This is a genomic window from Rhizobium sp. 01L410 (assembly GCF_056400165.1).
Genome location: NZ_JBFTST010000001.1, coordinates 680,014 through 697,498, shown reverse-complemented (window position 1 = coordinate 697,498; position 17,485 = coordinate 680,014). Strand labels below are relative to the sequence as shown.

At 59.8% G+C, this 17,485-nt stretch carries 15 protein-coding genes; 8 read left to right on the top strand and 7 right to left on the bottom strand.

Annotation, left to right across the window (positions count from 1 at the left end):
- Positions 1-3 precede the first annotated feature (3 nt).
- From wecB to AC1DV9_RS03065, 8 genes are all read left to right on the top strand, one after another.
- Positions 4-1,146, top strand: coding sequence for a non-hydrolyzing UDP-N-acetylglucosamine 2-epimerase (gene wecB, locus AC1DV9_RS03100; RefSeq protein ID WP_477946114.1), 1,143 nt, complete (start codon positions 4-6; stop codon positions 1,144-1,146).
- A complete protein-coding gene (gene wecC, locus AC1DV9_RS03095; protein ID WP_477946113.1) occupies positions 1,143-2,360 on the top strand; it encodes a UDP-N-acetyl-D-mannosamine dehydrogenase in 1,218 nt (405 codons plus the stop codon). The genes wecB and wecC overlap by 4 nt, the downstream gene beginning before the upstream one ends.
- A 40-nt stretch (positions 2,361-2,400) precedes the next feature.
- Positions 2,401-3,537, top strand: coding sequence for an N-acetyl sugar amidotransferase (locus AC1DV9_RS03090; RefSeq protein ID WP_477946111.1), 1,137 nt, complete (start codon positions 2,401-2,403; stop codon positions 3,535-3,537).
- On the top strand, positions 3,534-4,148 hold the full coding sequence (gene hisH / locus AC1DV9_RS03085) for an imidazole glycerol phosphate synthase subunit HisH (protein WP_477946109.1): 615 nt from the start codon (positions 3,534-3,536) through the stop codon (positions 4,146-4,148). Before AC1DV9_RS03090 ends, hisH begins: the two co-directional genes overlap by 4 nt.
- Before the next feature lie 2 nt (positions 4,149-4,150).
- Positions 4,151-4,903: an AglZ/HisF2 family acetamidino modification protein gene (locus AC1DV9_RS03080; protein ID WP_477946108.1), complete on the top strand. Its 753-nt coding sequence runs from the start codon at positions 4,151-4,153 to the stop codon at positions 4,901-4,903.
- Between the two features lie 15 nt (positions 4,904-4,918).
- Positions 4,919-7,057, top strand: coding sequence for a bi-domain-containing oxidoreductase (locus tag AC1DV9_RS03075; protein ID WP_477946106.1), 2,139 nt, complete (start codon positions 4,919-4,921; stop codon positions 7,055-7,057).
- Between the two features lie 65 nt (positions 7,058-7,122).
- Positions 7,123-8,760 (top strand): heparinase II/III family protein, encoded by a 1,638-nt coding sequence (locus AC1DV9_RS03070; protein WP_477946104.1) that lies wholly within the window; start codon positions 7,123-7,125, stop codon positions 8,758-8,760.
- Positions 8,757-9,950 carry a glycosyltransferase family 4 protein gene (locus AC1DV9_RS03065; RefSeq protein WP_477946103.1) on the top strand — a complete coding sequence of 398 codons (1,194 nt, stop codon included), beginning with the start codon at positions 8,757-8,759 and terminating at the stop codon, positions 9,948-9,950. Before AC1DV9_RS03070 ends, AC1DV9_RS03065 begins: the two co-directional genes overlap by 4 nt.
- 140 nt (positions 9,951-10,090) lie before the next feature.
- On the opposite strand, the gene AC1DV9_RS03060 is transcribed toward AC1DV9_RS03065, so the two are convergent.
- The 7 genes from AC1DV9_RS03060 to AC1DV9_RS03030 all read right to left on the bottom strand — a co-directional run bounded on the left by AC1DV9_RS03060 (position 10,091) and on the right by AC1DV9_RS03030 (position 17,442).
- A complete protein-coding gene (locus AC1DV9_RS03060) occupies positions 10,091-10,609 on the bottom strand; it encodes an RES family NAD+ phosphorylase (protein WP_477946374.1) in 519 nt (172 codons plus the stop codon).
- The gene (locus AC1DV9_RS03055) at positions 10,602-10,973 is read right to left on the bottom strand and encodes an antitoxin Xre-like helix-turn-helix domain-containing protein (protein WP_477946372.1); all 372 of its coding nucleotides are present in this window, start codon (positions 10,971-10,973) and stop codon (positions 10,602-10,604) included. Before AC1DV9_RS03055 ends, AC1DV9_RS03060 begins: the two co-directional genes overlap by 8 nt.
- A 78-nt stretch (positions 10,974-11,051) precedes the next feature.
- Entirely contained in the window at positions 11,052-11,831 is a 780-nt protein-coding gene (locus tag AC1DV9_RS03050; protein WP_477946370.1) for a crotonase/enoyl-CoA hydratase family protein, read from the bottom strand.
- 2 nt (positions 11,832-11,833) lie between these two features.
- The gene (locus AC1DV9_RS03045) at positions 11,834-12,691 is read right to left on the bottom strand and encodes a hydroxymethylglutaryl-CoA lyase (protein ID WP_477946102.1); all 858 of its coding nucleotides are present in this window, start codon (positions 12,689-12,691) and stop codon (positions 11,834-11,836) included.
- Positions 12,688-14,667 (bottom strand): acetyl/propionyl/methylcrotonyl-CoA carboxylase subunit alpha, encoded by a 1,980-nt coding sequence (locus AC1DV9_RS03040; RefSeq protein WP_477946100.1) that lies wholly within the window; start codon positions 14,665-14,667, stop codon positions 12,688-12,690. The genes AC1DV9_RS03045 and AC1DV9_RS03040 overlap by 4 nt, the downstream gene beginning before the upstream one ends.
- Before the next feature lie 7 nt (positions 14,668-14,674).
- Positions 14,675-16,282 (bottom strand): carboxyl transferase domain-containing protein, encoded by a 1,608-nt coding sequence (locus AC1DV9_RS03035; protein WP_477946098.1) that lies wholly within the window; start codon positions 16,280-16,282, stop codon positions 14,675-14,677.
- On the bottom strand, positions 16,279-17,442 hold the full coding sequence (locus AC1DV9_RS03030) for an isovaleryl-CoA dehydrogenase (protein ID WP_477946097.1): 1,164 nt from the start codon (positions 17,440-17,442) through the stop codon (positions 16,279-16,281). Before AC1DV9_RS03030 ends, AC1DV9_RS03035 begins: the two co-directional genes overlap by 4 nt.
- Positions 17,443-17,485 lie beyond the last annotated feature (43 nt).

Below are 17,485 nucleotides of genomic sequence, written 5' to 3'. Positions count from 1 at the left end.
ACCATGAAGAAAATACTCGTTGTTTTTGGGACCCGGCCTGAAGCGATCAAGATGGCGCCCCTATGCCATGCGCTTAGGGCGAAGCACGACGAATTCGATCTCCGCATCTGCGTCACTGGCCAGCATCGGGATATGCTTGATCAGGTGTTGGGCGTCTTCAACATCGTACCCGATATCGATCTGGATATCATGCGCCCGGGTCAGACCCTTTTCGACATCACAGCGCGGATACTGGTCGAAATGAAGGCTGTGATTGAGAGCGAGAAACCCGATATCGTATTGGTTCATGGCGACACGACGACGGCCTTTGCGTCCGCCCTTGCAGCCTTTTATTCCGGCGTTGCCGTCGGCCATGTGGAGGCCGGGCTACGTACGCATGACTTGCATGCTCCCTTCCCTGAGGAGATGAACAGGCAATTCGTCGGCCGCCTGGCAAGCGTCCATTTCGCCCCGACCGATAAGAGCGTTGCCAACTTGGCGGCCGAAGCCGTTCCCGCGCAAAAGATATTCAAGACCGGCAACACGGTGATCGACGCTCTGCAGTGGATACTGAAACGGTTGGCCAGCGAACCGGCGCGGGCAGATGCCATCCTTTTGAAGCTGGCCGAGCTCGTTCATTTCCCTCTGGTGTCGGAGCGGTATGTGCTCGTTACCGGCCATCGAAGGGAAAATTTCGGCCAGGGCTTCGAACAGATCACGGCGGCACTGGCAGAGTTGGCAGCCCGCTATCCGGGCGTCCACTTTGTTTATCCTGTGCATCTGAATCCGAACGTTGCTTCTCATGTGCATGCTGCCCTCTCTGGCATCAAAAACATTCATCTCATATCTCCGCAGGAATACGAGCCGTTTGCTCTTTTGCTACAACACTGCCATATCGTCTTGACGGACAGCGGTGGAATACAGGAAGAAGCACCGAGTTTGGGCAAGCCTGTTCTGGTGATGCGCGACGTGACGGAGCGGCCGGAAGCAGTCGATGCTGGCACCGTGCGCCTGGTGGGCGCCGACCAGGCTCGTATCGTCGCGGAACTGTCCGCGCTACTAGACGACGCAGAGCACTATCAGGCGATGGCGCATGCGCATAATCCTTATGGCGATGGCAATGCATGTGAGCGCATCGTGACACATTTGAGGGAGATTTTGGTTTGAAGCAAAAAGTCTGTGTGGTCGGTCTCGGCTATATCGGCCTCCCTACAGCTGCCCTGCTTGCAAGCAAGGGGCATCAGGTCATTGGCGTGGATGTAAATCGCAGGGCTGTCGATACCATCAATTCGGGCCTTATCCACATCGTTGAACCAGACCTCGACGCATTCGTGCATTCAGCGGTATCGCAGGGAAATCTGCGAGCTGACATGACGCCGCACCCCGCCGATGTCTTCATCATTGCCGTTCCAACGCCATTTCATGAGGGTGGTCCCATCCCTCAACCGAACGTCGATATAGTTATGGCCGCGACGCGTAGCATAGCGCCCCACGTCAGACCTGGTAACCTTGTAATCCTGGAATCGACGTCGCCTGTAGGCACGACGCAGCAGGTCGCCGACGAACTTCGCGCTCATGGCGTCGATCCTGACGGATTGCACATCGCCTATTGCCCTGAACGCGTGTTGCCCGGGAAGATCATGACCGAGCTTGTCGAAAATGATCGCGTGGTCGGTGGCCTGACGCCGGAATCTTCACGGATCGTAGCGGAGTTCTATCGCGGCTTTGTACGGGGAGATGTTCTGGAGACGGAAGCGGCATGCGCTGAAATGTGCAAGCTCACTGAAAACAGCTTCCGCGACGTGAACATAGCATTTGCTAATGAATTGTCGATGATCTGCGACAAGAAGGGTATCGATGTCTGGAAGGTCATAGCATTTGCCAACCGGCATCCGCGTGTGAATATCCTGCAGCCCGGCGCGGGCGTTGGAGGTCATTGCATCGCCGTTGACCCATGGTTTATCGTCGCATCCGACCCGGAAAATTCCCGCCTGATCCGCACTGCGCGCGAAGTCAACAATCACAAGAGCCGGTGGGTCATTGAAAAGATCAAGGCGTCGGCACAAGGTTGGCGCGCCGCGCGCGGCGCAGAGCCGCGCATCATATGTCTCGGCCTGGCGTTCAAGCCTGACCTTGATGACCTCCGCGAGTCACCGGCGCTAGAGATCGCTCTGGATCTGAAGTCACAGGGCTACGACGTCTTGGCCGTCGAACCCAATATCGAAAGCCACGACACATTGGATCTTGTGGCAATCGAAGATGCGATCAAGCAAGACGCGTTGTTCGTTCTTCTGGTAAAGCACCGCCAGTTCCTGCGAGTGGAGATGGCTGCTGCTCTCAAGGCCAAAAACGCAATGGATTTTTGCGGCGCCTCGAACTGACCTAGAGAACACACGCGATAGAACCAAAGAGTATATTCAGATGAGCCGCCCCTACAGAATATGCACGTGCTGCGTTATGGATACCAGCGACGCGCAGATTGCTTTCGATGCACAAGGTGTATGCGATCACTGCCGCGGGTTTCAACGTGATGTGAAGCCCAACTGGCATCCCGACGAGCGCGGAAAGCAACTCTTCCGCGAGATGGTGGAGAAGATCCGGCAGGACGGTAAGGGTAAGCCATTCGACTGCATCATAGGGATGAGCGGTGGTCTCGATAGTTCGTACCTGCTGCATCTCGCTGTCTCGGAGTTCGGACTGCGGCCGCTGGTATTCCATGTGGACGGCGGTTGGAACACTGACATTGCAGTCAACAATATCCAGGTGCTCGTCGACAAGCTGGGGCTGGACCTCTACACGGAGGTGATAAACTGGGAAGAGATGCGAGACTTCCAGCTCGCCTTCTTCAAGTCAGGCGTGCCGCACCTCGACATTCCTCAGGACCACGCCTTTATTGCAACGCTTTATCATTTCGCTAACAAGCACAATATCAAGTACATCTTGAACGGCGGCAATTTCGCCACCGAGTGCGTTCGCAACCCGCTGGAATGGCTCTATCATGGCACGGATATGGCGCAGATTCGCGACATCCAAAAGCGTTTCGGCACGCGAACGCTTAGGACGTATCCATTCAGCAGCATTTTGTTCCATAAGCTCTATCTGCCCTACGTGCGTGGCGTGCGTGTAGTGAAGCCGCTTAATTGGCTGCATTATACCAAGGAAATTGCGATCAAGACTTTGTCGGAACACTACGGATGGCGTCCGTACCCGCAGAAGCATTTCGAGTCGCGTTTTACCAAATTCTTCGAGGGCTATTGGCTACCAACGCGCTTCGGCTATGACACGCGCAGGGTGCAGTATTCGAGCCTGATCCTCACAGAACAGATGACCCGCGACGAGGCCCTCGAAAGGCTTAAGAAGCCTGCGGCTGATCCGGAAACGATCGACGAGGAGTTTGAATACATCGCTACAAAACTCGGCATCTCCGTCGAGGAATTGCGCCACTACCACTCAATGCCGAAAAAGACCTACCGCGACTATAAGAACCAGGAATGGATGTTTGAGATCGGCGCGAAGGTGCTGAGGTGGATAGGTGTTGAAAGATCGGTGAAGAGATGATCGCGATAATTGACTATGGCTCCGGGAACGTCGGCGCGATCGCAAATATCTACAAACAGCTGAAGGTGCCGCACATTATCACTGGCGACTTCGCAGAGCTTGAAAAAGCCGACCGTTATATCCTGCCTGGCGTCGGTGCGTTTGACACGACGATGAAATATTTCAAGCAGTCTGGCATGGTCGATCTTCTAAACGATCAGGTTCTCGGTCGCGCGAAGAAAGTGCTCGGCATCTGCGTCGGCATGCAAATCCTTGCCGAATCGAGCGACGAGGGCGAACTTTCCGGCCTGGGCTGGATTAAGGGCCGGGTGCGGAAGATCGATGCTTCAAAGCTTTCGTCGGTGCCACATCTTCCGCATATGGGCTGGAATACCGTGACGACGCGGCCAGGCGCGCGTCTGTTCGAAGGTGTCGATACCGTGAAGGGATTTTACTTCCTTCACAGCTATTATTTCGATCCCTCAGAACAAGACGACATTGCGGCAACAGCTGAATATGGTGAGAAGATCACCTGTGCGGTTGCGCATGGCAACATATTCGGCATGCAATTTCATCCGGAAAAGAGCCATACGAACGGTGTCGCAATTTTCCGAAATTTTGCGGAGCTGTGACCATGTTGCGATCCCGGATTATTCCCTGCCTTCTGATGCACGACGGCGGCTTGGTGAAGACGCAGCAGTTTAAGGACCCCAAGTATGTCGGGGATCCCCTGAACGCGGTTAAGATCTTCAACGAGAAGGCGGTCGATGAGCTGATGTTCCTCGACATCGATGCAAGCGTGCTGCAAAAGGCGCCGAATTTGATGTTGCTTCGAAGTCTCGCAGTGGAAAGCAGGATGCCGCTTGCCTATGGTGGAGGCATCAAGACCGCCGAGCAAGCCGCGCAGATCATCGCTATGGGATTTGAGAAAGTCTCCATCAGTTCTGCAGCGCTTGCCCGCCCTGCTTTGATCAGGGAGATGGCGGAGACCGTCGGTGGCCAGAGCGTGGCGGTGACGCTTGATGTCCGCAAAAACAGGCTGCTTGGCGGCTACACCATCTACACCAACAACGGGCGCGAGAAACACAAGACCAGCCTTCTGGAGTTCTGCCAACAGGCAGCTGAGTTGGGCGCGGGCGAAATCGTCATCAACTCGATTGACCGTGACGGCATGATGAACGGCTACGACCTCGACCTCGCTAGACAGGTCAGGGCTGCAATTTCCACACCGATGTCAATTCTCGGGGGAGCAAGCAGCGTTGATGACATGCAGAAGTTGATCGATACGGTTGGTATTGTCGGTGCGGCAGCCGGAAGCCTCTTCGTCTTCAAAGGCACCTTTCGCGCAGTTCTGATCAATTACGCCAGGCCGGCAAGGCTTGCCTGACATCGAGGCTTATGCATGAGACAGATCTTACAGGACATGGCAAATGGCGAGACCTATGTTGCCGACGCGCCGACGCCGCATGCCAGCGCCAATACGGTATTGATTCACAGTACGGTTAGCCTGATTTCGGCTGGTACAGAGCGAATGCTGGTAGATTTCGGCCGGGCATCCTATCTTCAAAAGGCGCGACAGCAGCCTGAGCGAGTCCGTATGCTGCTCGACAAGGTGCGCAACGACGGTTTGATGTCAACGATCGAAGCGGTCCAGTCTAAGCTAGCCCAGCCGCTACCTCTCGGTTACTGCAATGTCGGTGTCGTTCACGAGGCAGGCAAGAATGTCGAAGGCTTCAAGCCGGGTGACCGAGTGGTTTCCAACGGGCCTCATGCAGATGTCGTCCGGGTCGGAAAGAATCTCTGCGCTCGCATTCCAGACGCCGTGGACGACGATTCTGCGGCCTTCGTGGTTATTGCCAGCATTGGCTTGCAGGGAATTCGTCTAGCGCAGCCGACCCTTGGCGAGTGCGTTGTCGTAACCGGCGTTGGTCTGATCGGTCTCTTGACCGTGCAATTGCTGCGCGCCCAGGGATGCCGCGTTCTCGCGATCGATTTTGATGACACCAAGCTGGCGCTGGCGCGGCGTTTCGGCGCAACGACCTGCAATCCTTTGAGCGGAGAAGATCCGGTTGCCGCCGGCATGGCCTTCAGCGGAGGCGAAGGTGTCGACGCCGTGATTATTACGGCCTCCACCAAGTCAAACGAACCCGTACGGCAGGCCGCCCAGATGAGCCGCCAGCGTGGCCGGATCGTACTCGTCGGAGTGACGGGTCTCGAGCTAAACCGGGCTGATTTCTACACCAAGGAACTGAGCTTCCAGGTATCCTGCTCCTATGGTCCCGGTCGCTATGACCCGACCTACGAAGAGGACGGAGTCGACTATCCGCTCGGCTTCGTGCGGTGGACTGAACAGCGAAATTTCGAGGCAGTACTCAGCATGATGGCCTCGGGCCAGCTTGACGTGAAGCCGCTTATCACCCATCGCTTCGCATTTAACGATGCGCCCTCCGCCTACATGCTGCTTAGCGACGATAAACAGGCGCTTGGCATCATGCTGGATTACGAGCGCGACGCGAAAAATCGCGATGTGCGGAATTTGACGCTGGGCTCCCATCCTGAGAGCTTCAATCGCTCGCGCCCTGTTCTGGGCGTTATCGGTGCAGGCAACTACGCATCGCGGATGCTGATACCCGCGTTCAAGGCGGCTGGTGCGCAGCTCCACACAATCGTGACCTCCGGCGGCGTCAACGGTGTCATCCACGGCCGTCGCGCAGGTTTCGCTGAGGCTTCAACGGAAGCGAGCGCTATCTACGCAAACAGCGATGTCAACACAGCCGTCATCGTGACGCGGCACGACAGTCATGCACGCTTGATCAGGGAGGCGTTGGCTGCAGGAAAGCATGTCTTCGTGGAGAAGCCGTTAGCACTATCCCTCGACGAGCTGGCGGAGGTTCAGGGTGCCCATCAGACGGCTCACGAGAGTGGAACGGGACCCCAGCTTATGGTTGGCTTCAACCGGCGCTTCGCTCCTCAACTACAGAAGATGAAATCACTTCTAGCGCCGATCTCGCAGCCCAAATCGTTCCTGATGATGATGAATGCAGGCGCAATTCCGGCCAACCACTGGACGCAAGACCGCGCCATGGGCGGCGGTCGAATCATAGGTGAGGCATGTCACATGATTGACCTCATGCGCTTTCTGGCCGACAGCCCGGTCGTGTCCGTACAGGCGCGTCGTATGGGCGACGCGCCTGGTGTCGACATTACCGAGGACAAGGCATCGATCACGCTCGGCTTCGCAGACGGTTCGTTCGGAACCATCATGTATCTGGCAAATGGCTCGCACAGTTTCCCGAAGGAGCGGGTCGAAGTTTTTGCAGCAGGCCGCGTGCTGCAACTCGACAACTTCCGCAAGCTTCGCGGTTTCGGTTGGCCCCAATTCAAGAAGATGAACCTCTGGAAACAGGACAAAGGGCAACGCGCATGCGCCGCCGCCTTCCTGGACGCTATCGGCGACGGAAAGAGCGCAATTCCAGTCAACGAGATCTTCGAGGTTGCTCGTGTCACAATCGAAGCGGCCGAATTGCTTCGCGCGCAGTAAGGCTGCACGAAGCTAACGCTCAACTCGGTGAAAAATCGTCTCGGGATCGCCAAGAAGGACCCACAATGAATCTGGCTCGATTGGCAAGAACCGTCGTCCATCTCCAACCGGGACAGATCATCAATAGGATTGTTCGACGCGCGCCGACGCCGAGTCAACTGGAAGGTCCCGAGCTCTCCCGGCGTGAGCCGAAAGCGTTGTGGACGAACTTCACGCCGCATCCCGCGAGCATGCTGTCGCCAACGCGTTTCAAGTTCCTTGCAGAATCGTTTGAACTTGACGCTGGCGCGGGCTGGAACAATCCAGCATTGCCTCGCCTGTGGACCTATAACCTTCACTATTTCGACGATCTTCTTAGCTCAACCGACGAAGAACGCGCGCGCTGGCATCAAAGCGCCATGGCCCGCTGGATCAGGGAAAACCCGCCGGCTCAAGGCGCGGGTTGGGAACCATATCCTCTATCGCGCCGGACAGTAAACTGGATTGCAGCTGCCTTGATGGGAGCGCTGCTTCCGGATGGTTTCGAGAAGAGCTTGACCGTACAGGCGCGTGCCTTGAGAAGGCAGCTTGAGCATCACTTGCGTGGCAACCATCTTTTCATCAATGCCAAAGCGTTGATTTTTCTCGGCTGCTTCCTCGACGGCGAAGAAGCGGATGAGTTTAGAGCCTGTGGCTTTGACCTTATGGGGAAGGAGCTTGCCGAACAGGTCCTTGCCGACGGCGCACATTTCGAGCGCAGTCCGATGTACCACGCGTTGCTGACCGAAGACATGCTGGATCTTGTTCAGCTTGGCCGAATTTATCCGGACATTACAGCCTCATGGGCCGGGACTTGGAGCAGCGCTGCTCTTGCCATGCTCAAATGGCTGGGGGCCATGAGTCATCCTGACGGTGAGATCGCGCTTTTCAATGATGCGGCGTTCCATGAGGCGCGAAACCACGCCGCTCTTGTCCACTACGCAAGAGGATTGGGCCTTGCTCCAGAGGCCGCAACGGCGGAATCTGCCTGGCTTAAGGACAGCGGGTACATTCGGCTTGTGGATGCCCCATGGACCGTCATCTTTGACGCTGCGCCTGTTGGTCCCACCTATATTCCTGGCCACGGCCATGCCGACACGCTCTCTGTAGAGATTTCTGTTGGGTCTGAGCGGCTGGTGACCAACGGAGGAACCTCCACCTATCAGAACGATGCCCTGCGAGGCGTCGAGCGGAGCACGGCGTCTCATGCGACGGTGGAGATCGACGGTCAAAATTCATCGGAAGTCTGGTCGAGCTTCCGCGTCGGACGCCGAGCACGACCGAGCGACGTCTCCTTGTCCGCAAATGGCAAAGAAGCGCGCGCGTCTCATGATGGCTATCGCTTCCTGACCGGTAAGCCCATTCACCAGCGCGCGATATCGCTCGCCGGCAACGTGCTGCAAATTACCGATACGGTACATAGCTCTTCTGGGCACCACGTGACCGCACGCTTCCCATTGCATCCCTCCGTCAGGGTTGTGAAGACCCGCGACAACGGTTGGCTGCTACAAACAGCCAGCAACCGCTTGATCGAGGTTCATGTCGAGGGTTCGGCCAAGTGCTTGACCGTCGATGGACAGTTCGCATCCGAATTCGGGATTCGCTCACCACGCAATGTTCTGGTGTGGGAGATGACCTCGCCACTGCAGCCGACCGTAACAAACTTCGAGCTGATTTCCCAATGACACGCCGTATTCTGCTTCTTACCTATTACTTCCCGCCAGATCTCTCCGCCGGATCATTCCGCGCGACCTCGCTGGTTAAGGCGCTGCTTGAGGAAAGCGGTGGTGATCTCGAGATTGAAGTCATCACCACCATGCCTAATCGCTATAATTCCGTTGCATCGGAGCGAGCCGCTCAGCGCGAGGTGATCGGTCAAACGACGATTACGCGCATTGCGCTGCCGCCGCCGGGCTCCGGCCGTCTGAGCCAAGTCAAGCGCTTTATGGGATTTGCCCGCGCTGCGGCCCGTTTGGCAAAAGCGCAGAAGTACGATCTCGTATTTGCCACCTCGAGCCGACTCATGACTGCGGTTTTGGGCACCTATATTGCACTCAAGTCCAGGTCGCCGCTCTATCTTGATATTCGCGATATTTTCGTCGAGACGATGCTGACTCTGTCAAAGGGCAAGATATCTGGTCAGCTTCTGCGCGCATTTGGCCTCTTGGAGCGCTGGGCCGTAAGGAGTGCAGACGGAGTGAACGTCGTTTCAGGTGGCTTCGTCCCTTATTTTCAGGAGAGGTACGGCCAAGGTCTCCACCTGGATGTCTTCACCAACGGCGTCGACGAGTCGTTTCTAGCCGACTTCACTCCGCTTAAGGCGAAGACAGATCCGGTCCTCGACATCGTCTACGCGGGCAATATTGGTGATGGCCAAGGTCTGGATTTGATAATTCCGGAGCTTGCTATGCGAACGGTCGGCAAAGCCCGCTTCCGCGTCGTGGGCGATGGTGGCCGGATCGACGCGCTGAAAAGCGCATTGCAGGCCAAGGGCGTCAGCAACGTGATTCTCTTGCCGCCTGTGGCGCGGGCTGAGGTCATCGATATCTACCGTGAAGCCGATATCCTTTTCCTACATCTAAATGACATTGCAGCGTTCGAGCGAGTGATCCCGTCAAAGCTGTTTGAATATGCAGCAACTGGGAAGCCGATCCTCGCTGGCGTTAGCGGCTTCAGTGCAAAATTTATCGCGGAAGAAGTTAGCAACGCTGCCCTGTTCAATCCGTGCGATGTGGAAGGCGCACTGAAGGCATTAGAGCAGCTTCAGCCAGGCACAACAAATCGTCAGGCCTTTCTCGAGAAATATGACCGTAGGGCAATCATGTCTCGGATGGCCAAGCGGCTGCTGGAGGTATCGGAGAGGGGACGGAGTTAGCGCTCGGACTTTCCGCTGTCGCTCTCGCCTTGCTACTGCGATATCTCTCGCAGTTTGATTTCCGCACCTTGCCAATACGCTTGAATAATAAAGTACGGATAGTTCGCAAGATCGCTGACGAGCGTGTGTCCATATCGATGCTAGAGCCAGGACGCAGCCGTTTTCGGCAGGCGTCCTTCGGGATCGACGGCGCTAAGCTTCGGCGCACCGGGTGCATTCCAACGCCAGAGCGCCACGCAGCGGCCGCCCGGCGACATGAAGGAGGGATAGAGCACGCCATCGAAGCCTGCCGCGATCAGCCGTTCCCGCAACTGGTGCGTCGCGGGAACGCGCCCGGCATCGAGTTCCAGCCGCCACTCGCAGCGGTGTATTGCGATCGTTTCCGCATGTGCTTCGAGAAACGCGGCACTCGTCGTGTCAGCAAGACGCGCACCCGTCAATTCAAGCTTGGCGATGATGGCCGGATGCTGGACGAAGCCCTGATTATACTCGGCCCAGGCCGTTGAAAGTTCGCAGGCCGCATAGATGGTTGCCGCACCCACCGGGTTCCAGCGGCCGCCGAAGCGTGCTGCGCCTTCGCCCGAGAGTGGCGCAAAGGCCCAGCGCGGCACGAAGGCCCGCCAGAACTCAAGCGTGCCGGCCTCAAGGCCTTCAGGCATAGACACCAGACCGGACGGCTTCCAGATAGGCAAGCACCTTGTCCGGCTTGCCTTCACCGACGATATCGAAGGCGGTCTTGCCGGCCCAGCCCGGGATCGGCTGGTGCTTGAACCAGATCACGGCGCGATTGTCGTCACCCGCCATCTCGCTCGCCATGGAGAGGATGCGCACGACATTGCTGAGCGCGCCATCGACCTTCCGGGCACTCGATTTCGCCGTCAGCGTGTTGCGGGCAACACCGATCAGCCGGGCAAGTTCGGCAAGCGTCACGCCGAGCTGATCGGCAACGCGGCGCGCGGAAAGAAATGCAGACTGGCCGTCGCCGTAACGGGCGGCTGCAACATCGAAGCTCAGAGCTGCCATCATCGTCACCTTGGCGTAAATTGATCAATCGCTTATCAAAATAGGCTCAGCTTTCGACCAATTCAAGCGCAAAGCATATCATGCCCGCCAGGGCGGATTGCGCTTTTCGAAGAAGGCGGCAATGCCTTCGCGGGCTTCGGCCGTCTCCCAGGCATCGGCAAGCTGGCCGATCACGCTTTCGAGCAAAGCATCGGTGATCGGCGGTGCTAGCGACTTTGCCAGCGCCTTGGCGCGCGCCGCCGCTTCGGGCGAGGCCTGCAGGAAATGGCTGACCTCCACCTCGATGGTGCGGTCCAGCTCCTCGACCGGAACGATGCGATCGACGAGGCCGATAGCCCGTGCTTCCCCGGCATCGATCGGTTTACCGGAGAGAAACAGCGGACGTGCCGCGGCCGCGCCGATGCGCGCAACGACGAACGGACTGATGGTTGCCGGAATGATGCCGAGCCGCACTTCGGGCAGGCCGAAACGCGCGGTATCGGCAGCGACGGCAAGATCGCAGACAGCCAGCAGCCCCACCCCGCCGCCGAAGCTGTTGCCATGAACCCGGGCGATAACCGGCTTCGGCAGGTCGCTCAGCGTGCGATACATCGTCGCCAGACGGCGGGCTTCCTCCATCCGCTGAGCCCGCGAAGCGGCAAACTGTTGCTGCATCCAGCCAAGATCGCCACCGGCGCAAAAGCTCTTGCCCTCCGCGGCAAGCACGACGACCCGCACCGCCGGATCGGCTCCGATCTTCCTCGAAGCCGCGATCAATTCGTCCATCATGGCGGACGACAGCGCATTGTGCTTTTCGCCCCGCGCCAGCGTCAGGCGCGCGATGCCATTCTCGATGGCGACTTTCAGCGTTTCAGGCATCGTCATTCACTCCTCAGGCTTCTGGCAAGGCTCGCAGCCTCCGCAAGCCGATCCAGAAGCAGTCCCGTCTCTATTCCCTTCGCTTGGAGATGGCGGGCGACATCAAGCGTATCGACGTTGCCCTTGGCGCCCGGCGCATAGGGGCAGCCGCCGAGACCGCCGGCCGATGCATCGAACACCGCGATCCCCCGTTCCAGCGCCACATCGATATTGTCCAGCGCGCGGCCCGCCGTATCGTGGAAATGCCCAGCCAGACGATCCGCCGGGACCTCCTCCAGCACCTCCGCCAGCATGCGGTCGACCGCCTCAGGCCGCCCCCGGCCGATCGTGTCACCGAGGCTGATCTCGAAGCAGCCAAGGTCGCGAAGCTGGCGCGCCACATCGGCCGCCGCCACAGGCTCAATCGTCCCTTCATACGGGCATTCGACAACGCAGCTGACATAGCCGCGCATGGGAATGCCATGCTCCCGGCTCGCTTCCGCGACGGGCCTAAAACGCGCTATGCTTTCGGCAATCGAACAGTTGATATTTCGCTGCGAAAAGCTCTCGGAGGCCGATGCGAAGATCGCGACCTCATCGGCTTTTGCCGCCAGCGCCGCTTCGAAGCCCTTCATATTCGGTGTTAGCGCCGCGTAGCGGATGCCGGGGTGGCGGGTGATGCGAGCCATCACGTCTGACGCGTCGGCAAGCTGCGGCACCCATTTCGGACTGACGAAACTCGTCACCTCGATGCGCTCGAAACCGCAGCCGGAGAGCAGATCGACGAGCGCGACCTTACCGCTGGTCTCGACGAAGCGAGTCTCGTTCTGCAGACCGTCGCGCGGCGACATTTCGACGATCGAGACGCGGCGCGGCCTCATTCCTCGATCGCCTTGAGGCTGACCAGCACCGCACCCTCGGAAACCTGATGCCCCTCACTGACCGCAACGCTTTCCACCACGCCATCGCGGGCGGCAGTCAGCGTCAGCTCCATCTTCATCGCCTCCATGACGATCAGCGGCTGTCCCTTGGCAACGGACGCGCCTTCGGCAATACGGACCAGCTTGATGAACCCGGGCATCGGCGCCACCAGCCGGTCGCCGCCGGCGATCTCGGAGGCTGCGGTCTCAAGCGGATCGGGCAGTTCGAAAACGTGGGTCGCGCCATCAAGCCGGAGCGAAAGCTGCCGCCCATATCGCCGGGCTTCGACGAGGACCTGGCGTCCATCGGCTTCGGCATGAATGCGCCCATTGTCGCGGCTGACGATCCTGACCGGGACGACACGCTGGCCGTTATGGGCCGCGAACATGTCGAAGCCGCGGGCGATAACCCGAAGGCTCAGCGTTTCGCCCGCATGTTGCAGGGTGACGATGCGCTGCATCTCGCTCCACAGCTGCCAGTGGCCAAGCGTCTCCCAGGGATCGCTGCCGCCGCGCGGCATGTCGAGCGACAGGACCGCCGCAAGCGCGATGGCCGATCCGCTTGGCGCCGGAACCTCCGTCAGGCTGTCGAGGTTCCTTTCGATCAGGCCGGTATCGGGATGACCGCTGACAAAATCCTCCTGGCGCGTCAGATTGGCGAGAAACGCCAGATTGCTGACGGTTCCCTCGATCCGCGATGCCTCGAGCGCGTTCCGCAGACCCGACAGCGCCGCCTGGCGATTGTCTCCATGGACGATCAGCTTTGCGATCAGCGGATCGTAATGCGCCGAAATCCGGTCTCCGGCCCTGATGCCTGCGTCGACCCTCGCACCGCTTTCGGGAAATTGAAGGCGCTCGATCTTGCCGGTCGCGGGCAGGAAGCCTTTCGCCGCGTCCTCCGCATAGATGCGGGCCTCGAAGGCCCAGCCGTTGATACCAAGCTCGGCCTGCTTCTTCGGCAGCGGCTCACCCGCCGCCACCCTCAGCTGCCACTCAACAAGATCGACGCCCGAGATCGCCTCGGTGACCGGATGCTCCACCTGCAGACGGGTGTTCATTTCCATGAAGAAGAAGCGATCCGGCCAGAGACCGTCGGAAACGTCGGCGATGAACTCCACCGTTCCGGCGCCGCGGTAATCGATCGCCCTGGCGGCGCGGACCGCTGCCTCGCCCATCGCCCGGCGCATCTCCGCCGTCATCCCGGGGGCTGGCGCTTCCTCGATGACCTTCTGGTGGCGGCGCTGCAGCGAGCAGTCGCGCTCGAAGAGATGCACAACATTGCCATGGCGGTCGCCGAAGACCTGCATTTCGATATGGCGCGGCCGCAGGAGATATTTCTCGATCAGCACGGCATCGTCGCCGAATGCAGCCGCCGCCTCGCGCCGCGCCGCTTCCAGCGAGGCGGAAAAATCCTGTGCCTGATCGACGCGGCGCATGCCCTTGCCGCCACCGCCCGCCCGCGCCTTGATCAGCACTGGAAAGCCGATTTCGGCCGCCCTTGCCGCCAGGAAATCGGGATCCTGATTGTCACCGTGATAACCGGGCACAACAGGAACGCCGGACTGTTCCATCAGCCGTTTGGCCGCATCCTTGAGGCCCATGGCACGGATGGCGGAAGGCTGCGGGCCGATGAACACCATTCCGGCAGCCTCGACAGCCTCCGCGAATTCCGCATTCTCCGAGAGAAACCCATATCCCGGATGGATGGCCTGAGCCCCGGAGCGGGTTGCAGCCGCAATGACGCGCTCGATCGACAGATAGCTCTCATGCGCTGCTGCGCCGCCGATGCGATAGGCCTCGTCGGCCATTTCCGCGTGAAGCGCGCCGGTATCGGCGTCGGAATAGACCGCGACCGTGCGAATGCCCATGCGCCTCGCGGTGCGGATGATGCGGCAGGCGATCTCACCCCGGTTTGCGATCAGTATCTTGTCGAACATGGCAGCCTCACATCCTGAACAGGCCGAAGCGCGTGTCTTCGATCGGGGCATTCAGCGCAGCCGATAGCGACAGGCCGAGCACATCGCGGCTCTTCATCGGGTCGATCACCCCATCATCCCAAAGCCGCGCCGAGGCATAGAGCGGGTGGCTCTGGCTTTCAAAACGGTCGAGCACCGGCTGCTTGAAGGCCGTTTCCTCTTCTGCGCTCCATGGCTTGCCAGCGCGCGTCAGCGCCTCGCCGCGCACGGTCGCCAGCACGCCCGCCGCCTGCTCGCCGCCCATGACGGAGATGCGGCTGTTCGGCCAGGTCCAGAGAAAGCGCGGCGAGAAGGCGCGGCCCGCCATGCCGTAATTTCCGGCACCGAATGAGCCGCCGATCAGCATGGTGATTTTCGGCACATTTGTGGTCGCCACCGCCGTCACCAGCTTGGCGCCGTGCTTGGCGATGCCTTCCGTCTCATATTTCCGGCCGACCATGAAGCCGGTGATATTCTGCAGGAAGACCAGCGGGATCTTCCGCTGTGAGCAGAGCTCGACGAAATGCGCGCCTTTCAGCGCCGATTCCGAAAACAGCACGCCGTTATTGGCGATGATGCCGACCGGCATGCCGTGGATATGCGCGAAGCCGCAGACCAGAGTCGCACCATAGCGCGCCTTGAACTCGTCGAAACGCGAGCCATCGACGATGCGGGCAATAACCTCTCTGACATCGTAGGGCGTGCGCAGGTCGGCCGGCACGATCCCGGCGATCTCCGAGGGATCGTAGAGCGGCGGCTCCGGGGTCTGTAGCTCGATCGCCGTCCGCTTGGGACGGTTGAGCGCCGCAACGCTGCGGCGGGCAAGCGCCAGCGCATGGGCATCGTCGCGCGCCAGATGATCGGCAACGCCCGACAGCCGCGTATGGACATCGCCGCCGCCGAGATCCTCGGCCGTGACGATCTCGCCAGTCGCAGCCTTCACCAGCGGCGGACCAGCCAGAAAGATCGTCCCCTGCCCCTCGACGATCACGGTCTCGTCGGACATGGCGGGCACGTAGGCGCCGCCCGCGGTACAGGAGCCCATGACGACGGCGATCTGTGGAATGCCGGCGGCCGACATGTTTGCCTGATTGAAGAAGATACGGCCGAAATGATCGCGATCCGGAAACACCTCGTCCTGGTTCGGCAGGTTGGCGCCGCCGGAATCGACGAGATAGATGCAGGGCAGATTATTCTCGGCGGCGATCTCCTGCGCCCGCAGGTGCTTCTTCACCGTCATCGGATAATAGGTGCCGCCTTTGACCGTCGCGTCGTTGCAGACGATCATGCATTCACGGCCCATCACCCGGCCGATGCCGGTGATCAGCCCCGCCGACGGCGCATCGCCGTCATACATCCCATGCGCCGCCGTGGCCGCGACCTCGAGGAACGGCGTCGCCGGATCGATCAGCCCCATGACGCGATCGCGCGGCAACATCTTGCCGCGCCCGACATGCCGCTCCCGCGCTACCTGCCCGCCGCCATTGGCCGCAACACGAACGGCTTCGTCGACGAGTTTGCTCGCCTCCTGCATCGCCGTGCGGTTCGCCTTGAAGGCTTCGGAATTGGTGGAGATTTCGGATTTGAGTACGGTCATGCCGTCTCCGCAAACAGTTCGCGGCCGATCAGCATGCGGCGGATTTCGGAGGTGCCGGCACCGATCTCGTAGAGCTTGGCGTCCCTGAGCAGGCGGCCGGCGGCGTAGTCGTTGGTATAGCCGTTGCCGCCGAGCGCCTGGATCGCTTCCAGCGCCATGGCGGTTGCCTTTTCGGCGGCGTAGAGGATGCATCCGGCGGCGTCCTTGCGGGTGGTCTCGCCTCGATCGCAGGCGGATGCGACGGCATAGACATAGGCGCGGGCGGTGTTCATCGTCACATACATGTCGGCAAGCTTGCCCTGCATCAGCTGGAACTCGCCGATCGCCTGGCCGAACTGTTTGCGCTCGTGCATGTAGGGGACGACGATATCCATGCAGGCGGCCATGATGCCAAGGGGACCGGCCGAGAGCACGACGCGCTCGTAATCCAGGCCCGACATCAGCACCTTCACGCCGCCGCCGACCGTGCCGAGCACGTTTTCCTCGGGCACTTCGCAATCGGAAAAGATCAGCTCCGAGGTGTTGGAGCCGCGCATGCCGAGCTTGTCGAGCTTCTGGCCGGTCGAAAAGCCCTTGAAGCCGTTCTCGATCAGGAAGGCGGTGATGCCGCGCGGCCCGGCTTCCGGATCGGTCTTGGCATAGACAACGAGGACATCGGCATCCGGACCGTTGGTGATCCACATCTTGCTGCCGTTCAGCACGTAGCGGTCGCCGCGCTTCTCGGCCTTGAGCTTCATCGAGACGACGTCGGAACCGGCACCGGGCTCGGACATCGCGAGCGCGCCGACATGCTCTCCCGAGATCAGCTTCGGCAGATAGCGCTGCTTCTGCTCGGCATTGCCGTTTCGGTTGATCTGGTTGACGCAGAGATTGGAATGAGCGCCGTAGCTCAGCGCCACCGAGGCCGAGGCGCGGCTGATCTCCTCCATGGCCACGCAATGGGCGAGATAGCCGAGACCGGCGCCGCCATACTCTTCAGCGGCCGTGATGCCGAGAAGGCCCATGTCGCCGAGCTCGCGCCAGAGCGGCATCGGAAAGGCATTGTTGCGGTCGGTCTCGTCGGCGAGCGGGGCGATCCGTTCACTGGCGAAGCGTCTCACGGCGTCGCGCAGCGCTTCGATTTCCTTGCCGAGCGCAAAGCTCAAGCCACCTGAATACATCCGGCCTTCTCCCTTGGACCCATTCCGCAATTCCGGACGCAAA

Excerpts from the sequence above, each read along its gene's own strand:
- AC1DV9_RS03060 (WP_477946374.1), bottom strand. The coding sequence starts at position 10,609 with ATGCCTGAAGGCCTTGAGGCCGGCACGCTTGAGTTCTGGCGGGCCTTC.
- AC1DV9_RS03080 (WP_477946108.1), top strand. The coding sequence starts at position 4,151 with ATGTTGCGATCCCGGATTATTCCCTGCCTTCTGATGCACGACGGCGGC.
- AC1DV9_RS03090 (WP_477946111.1), top strand. The coding sequence starts at position 2,401 with ATGAGCCGCCCCTACAGAATATGCACGTGCTGCGTTATGGATACCAGC.
- AC1DV9_RS03050 (WP_477946370.1), bottom strand. The coding sequence starts at position 11,831 with ATGCCTGAAACGCTGAAAGTCGCCATCGAGAATGGCATCGCGCGCCTG.
- AC1DV9_RS03035 (WP_477946098.1), bottom strand. The coding sequence starts at position 16,282 with ATGACCGTACTCAAATCCGAAATCTCCACCAATTCCGAAGCCTTCAAG.
- AC1DV9_RS03030 (WP_477946097.1), bottom strand. The coding sequence starts at position 17,442 with ATGTATTCAGGTGGCTTGAGCTTTGCGCTCGGCAAGGAAATCGAAGCG.
- wecB (WP_477946114.1), top strand. The coding sequence starts at position 4 with ATGAAGAAAATACTCGTTGTTTTTGGGACCCGGCCTGAAGCGATCAAG.
- AC1DV9_RS03045 (WP_477946102.1), bottom strand. The coding sequence starts at position 12,691 with ATGAGGCCGCGCCGCGTCTCGATCGTCGAAATGTCGCCGCGCGACGGT.
- AC1DV9_RS03065 (WP_477946103.1), top strand. The coding sequence starts at position 8,757 with ATGACACGCCGTATTCTGCTTCTTACCTATTACTTCCCGCCAGATCTC.
- AC1DV9_RS03055 (WP_477946372.1), bottom strand. The coding sequence starts at position 10,973 with ATGGCAGCTCTGAGCTTCGATGTTGCAGCCGCCCGTTACGGCGACGGC.
- hisH (WP_477946109.1), top strand. The coding sequence starts at position 3,534 with ATGATCGCGATAATTGACTATGGCTCCGGGAACGTCGGCGCGATCGCA.
- AC1DV9_RS03040 (WP_477946100.1), bottom strand. The coding sequence starts at position 14,667 with ATGTTCGACAAGATACTGATCGCAAACCGGGGTGAGATCGCCTGCCGC.
- AC1DV9_RS03070 (WP_477946104.1), top strand. The coding sequence starts at position 7,123 with ATGAATCTGGCTCGATTGGCAAGAACCGTCGTCCATCTCCAACCGGGA.
- AC1DV9_RS03075 (WP_477946106.1), top strand. The coding sequence starts at position 4,919 with ATGAGACAGATCTTACAGGACATGGCAAATGGCGAGACCTATGTTGCC.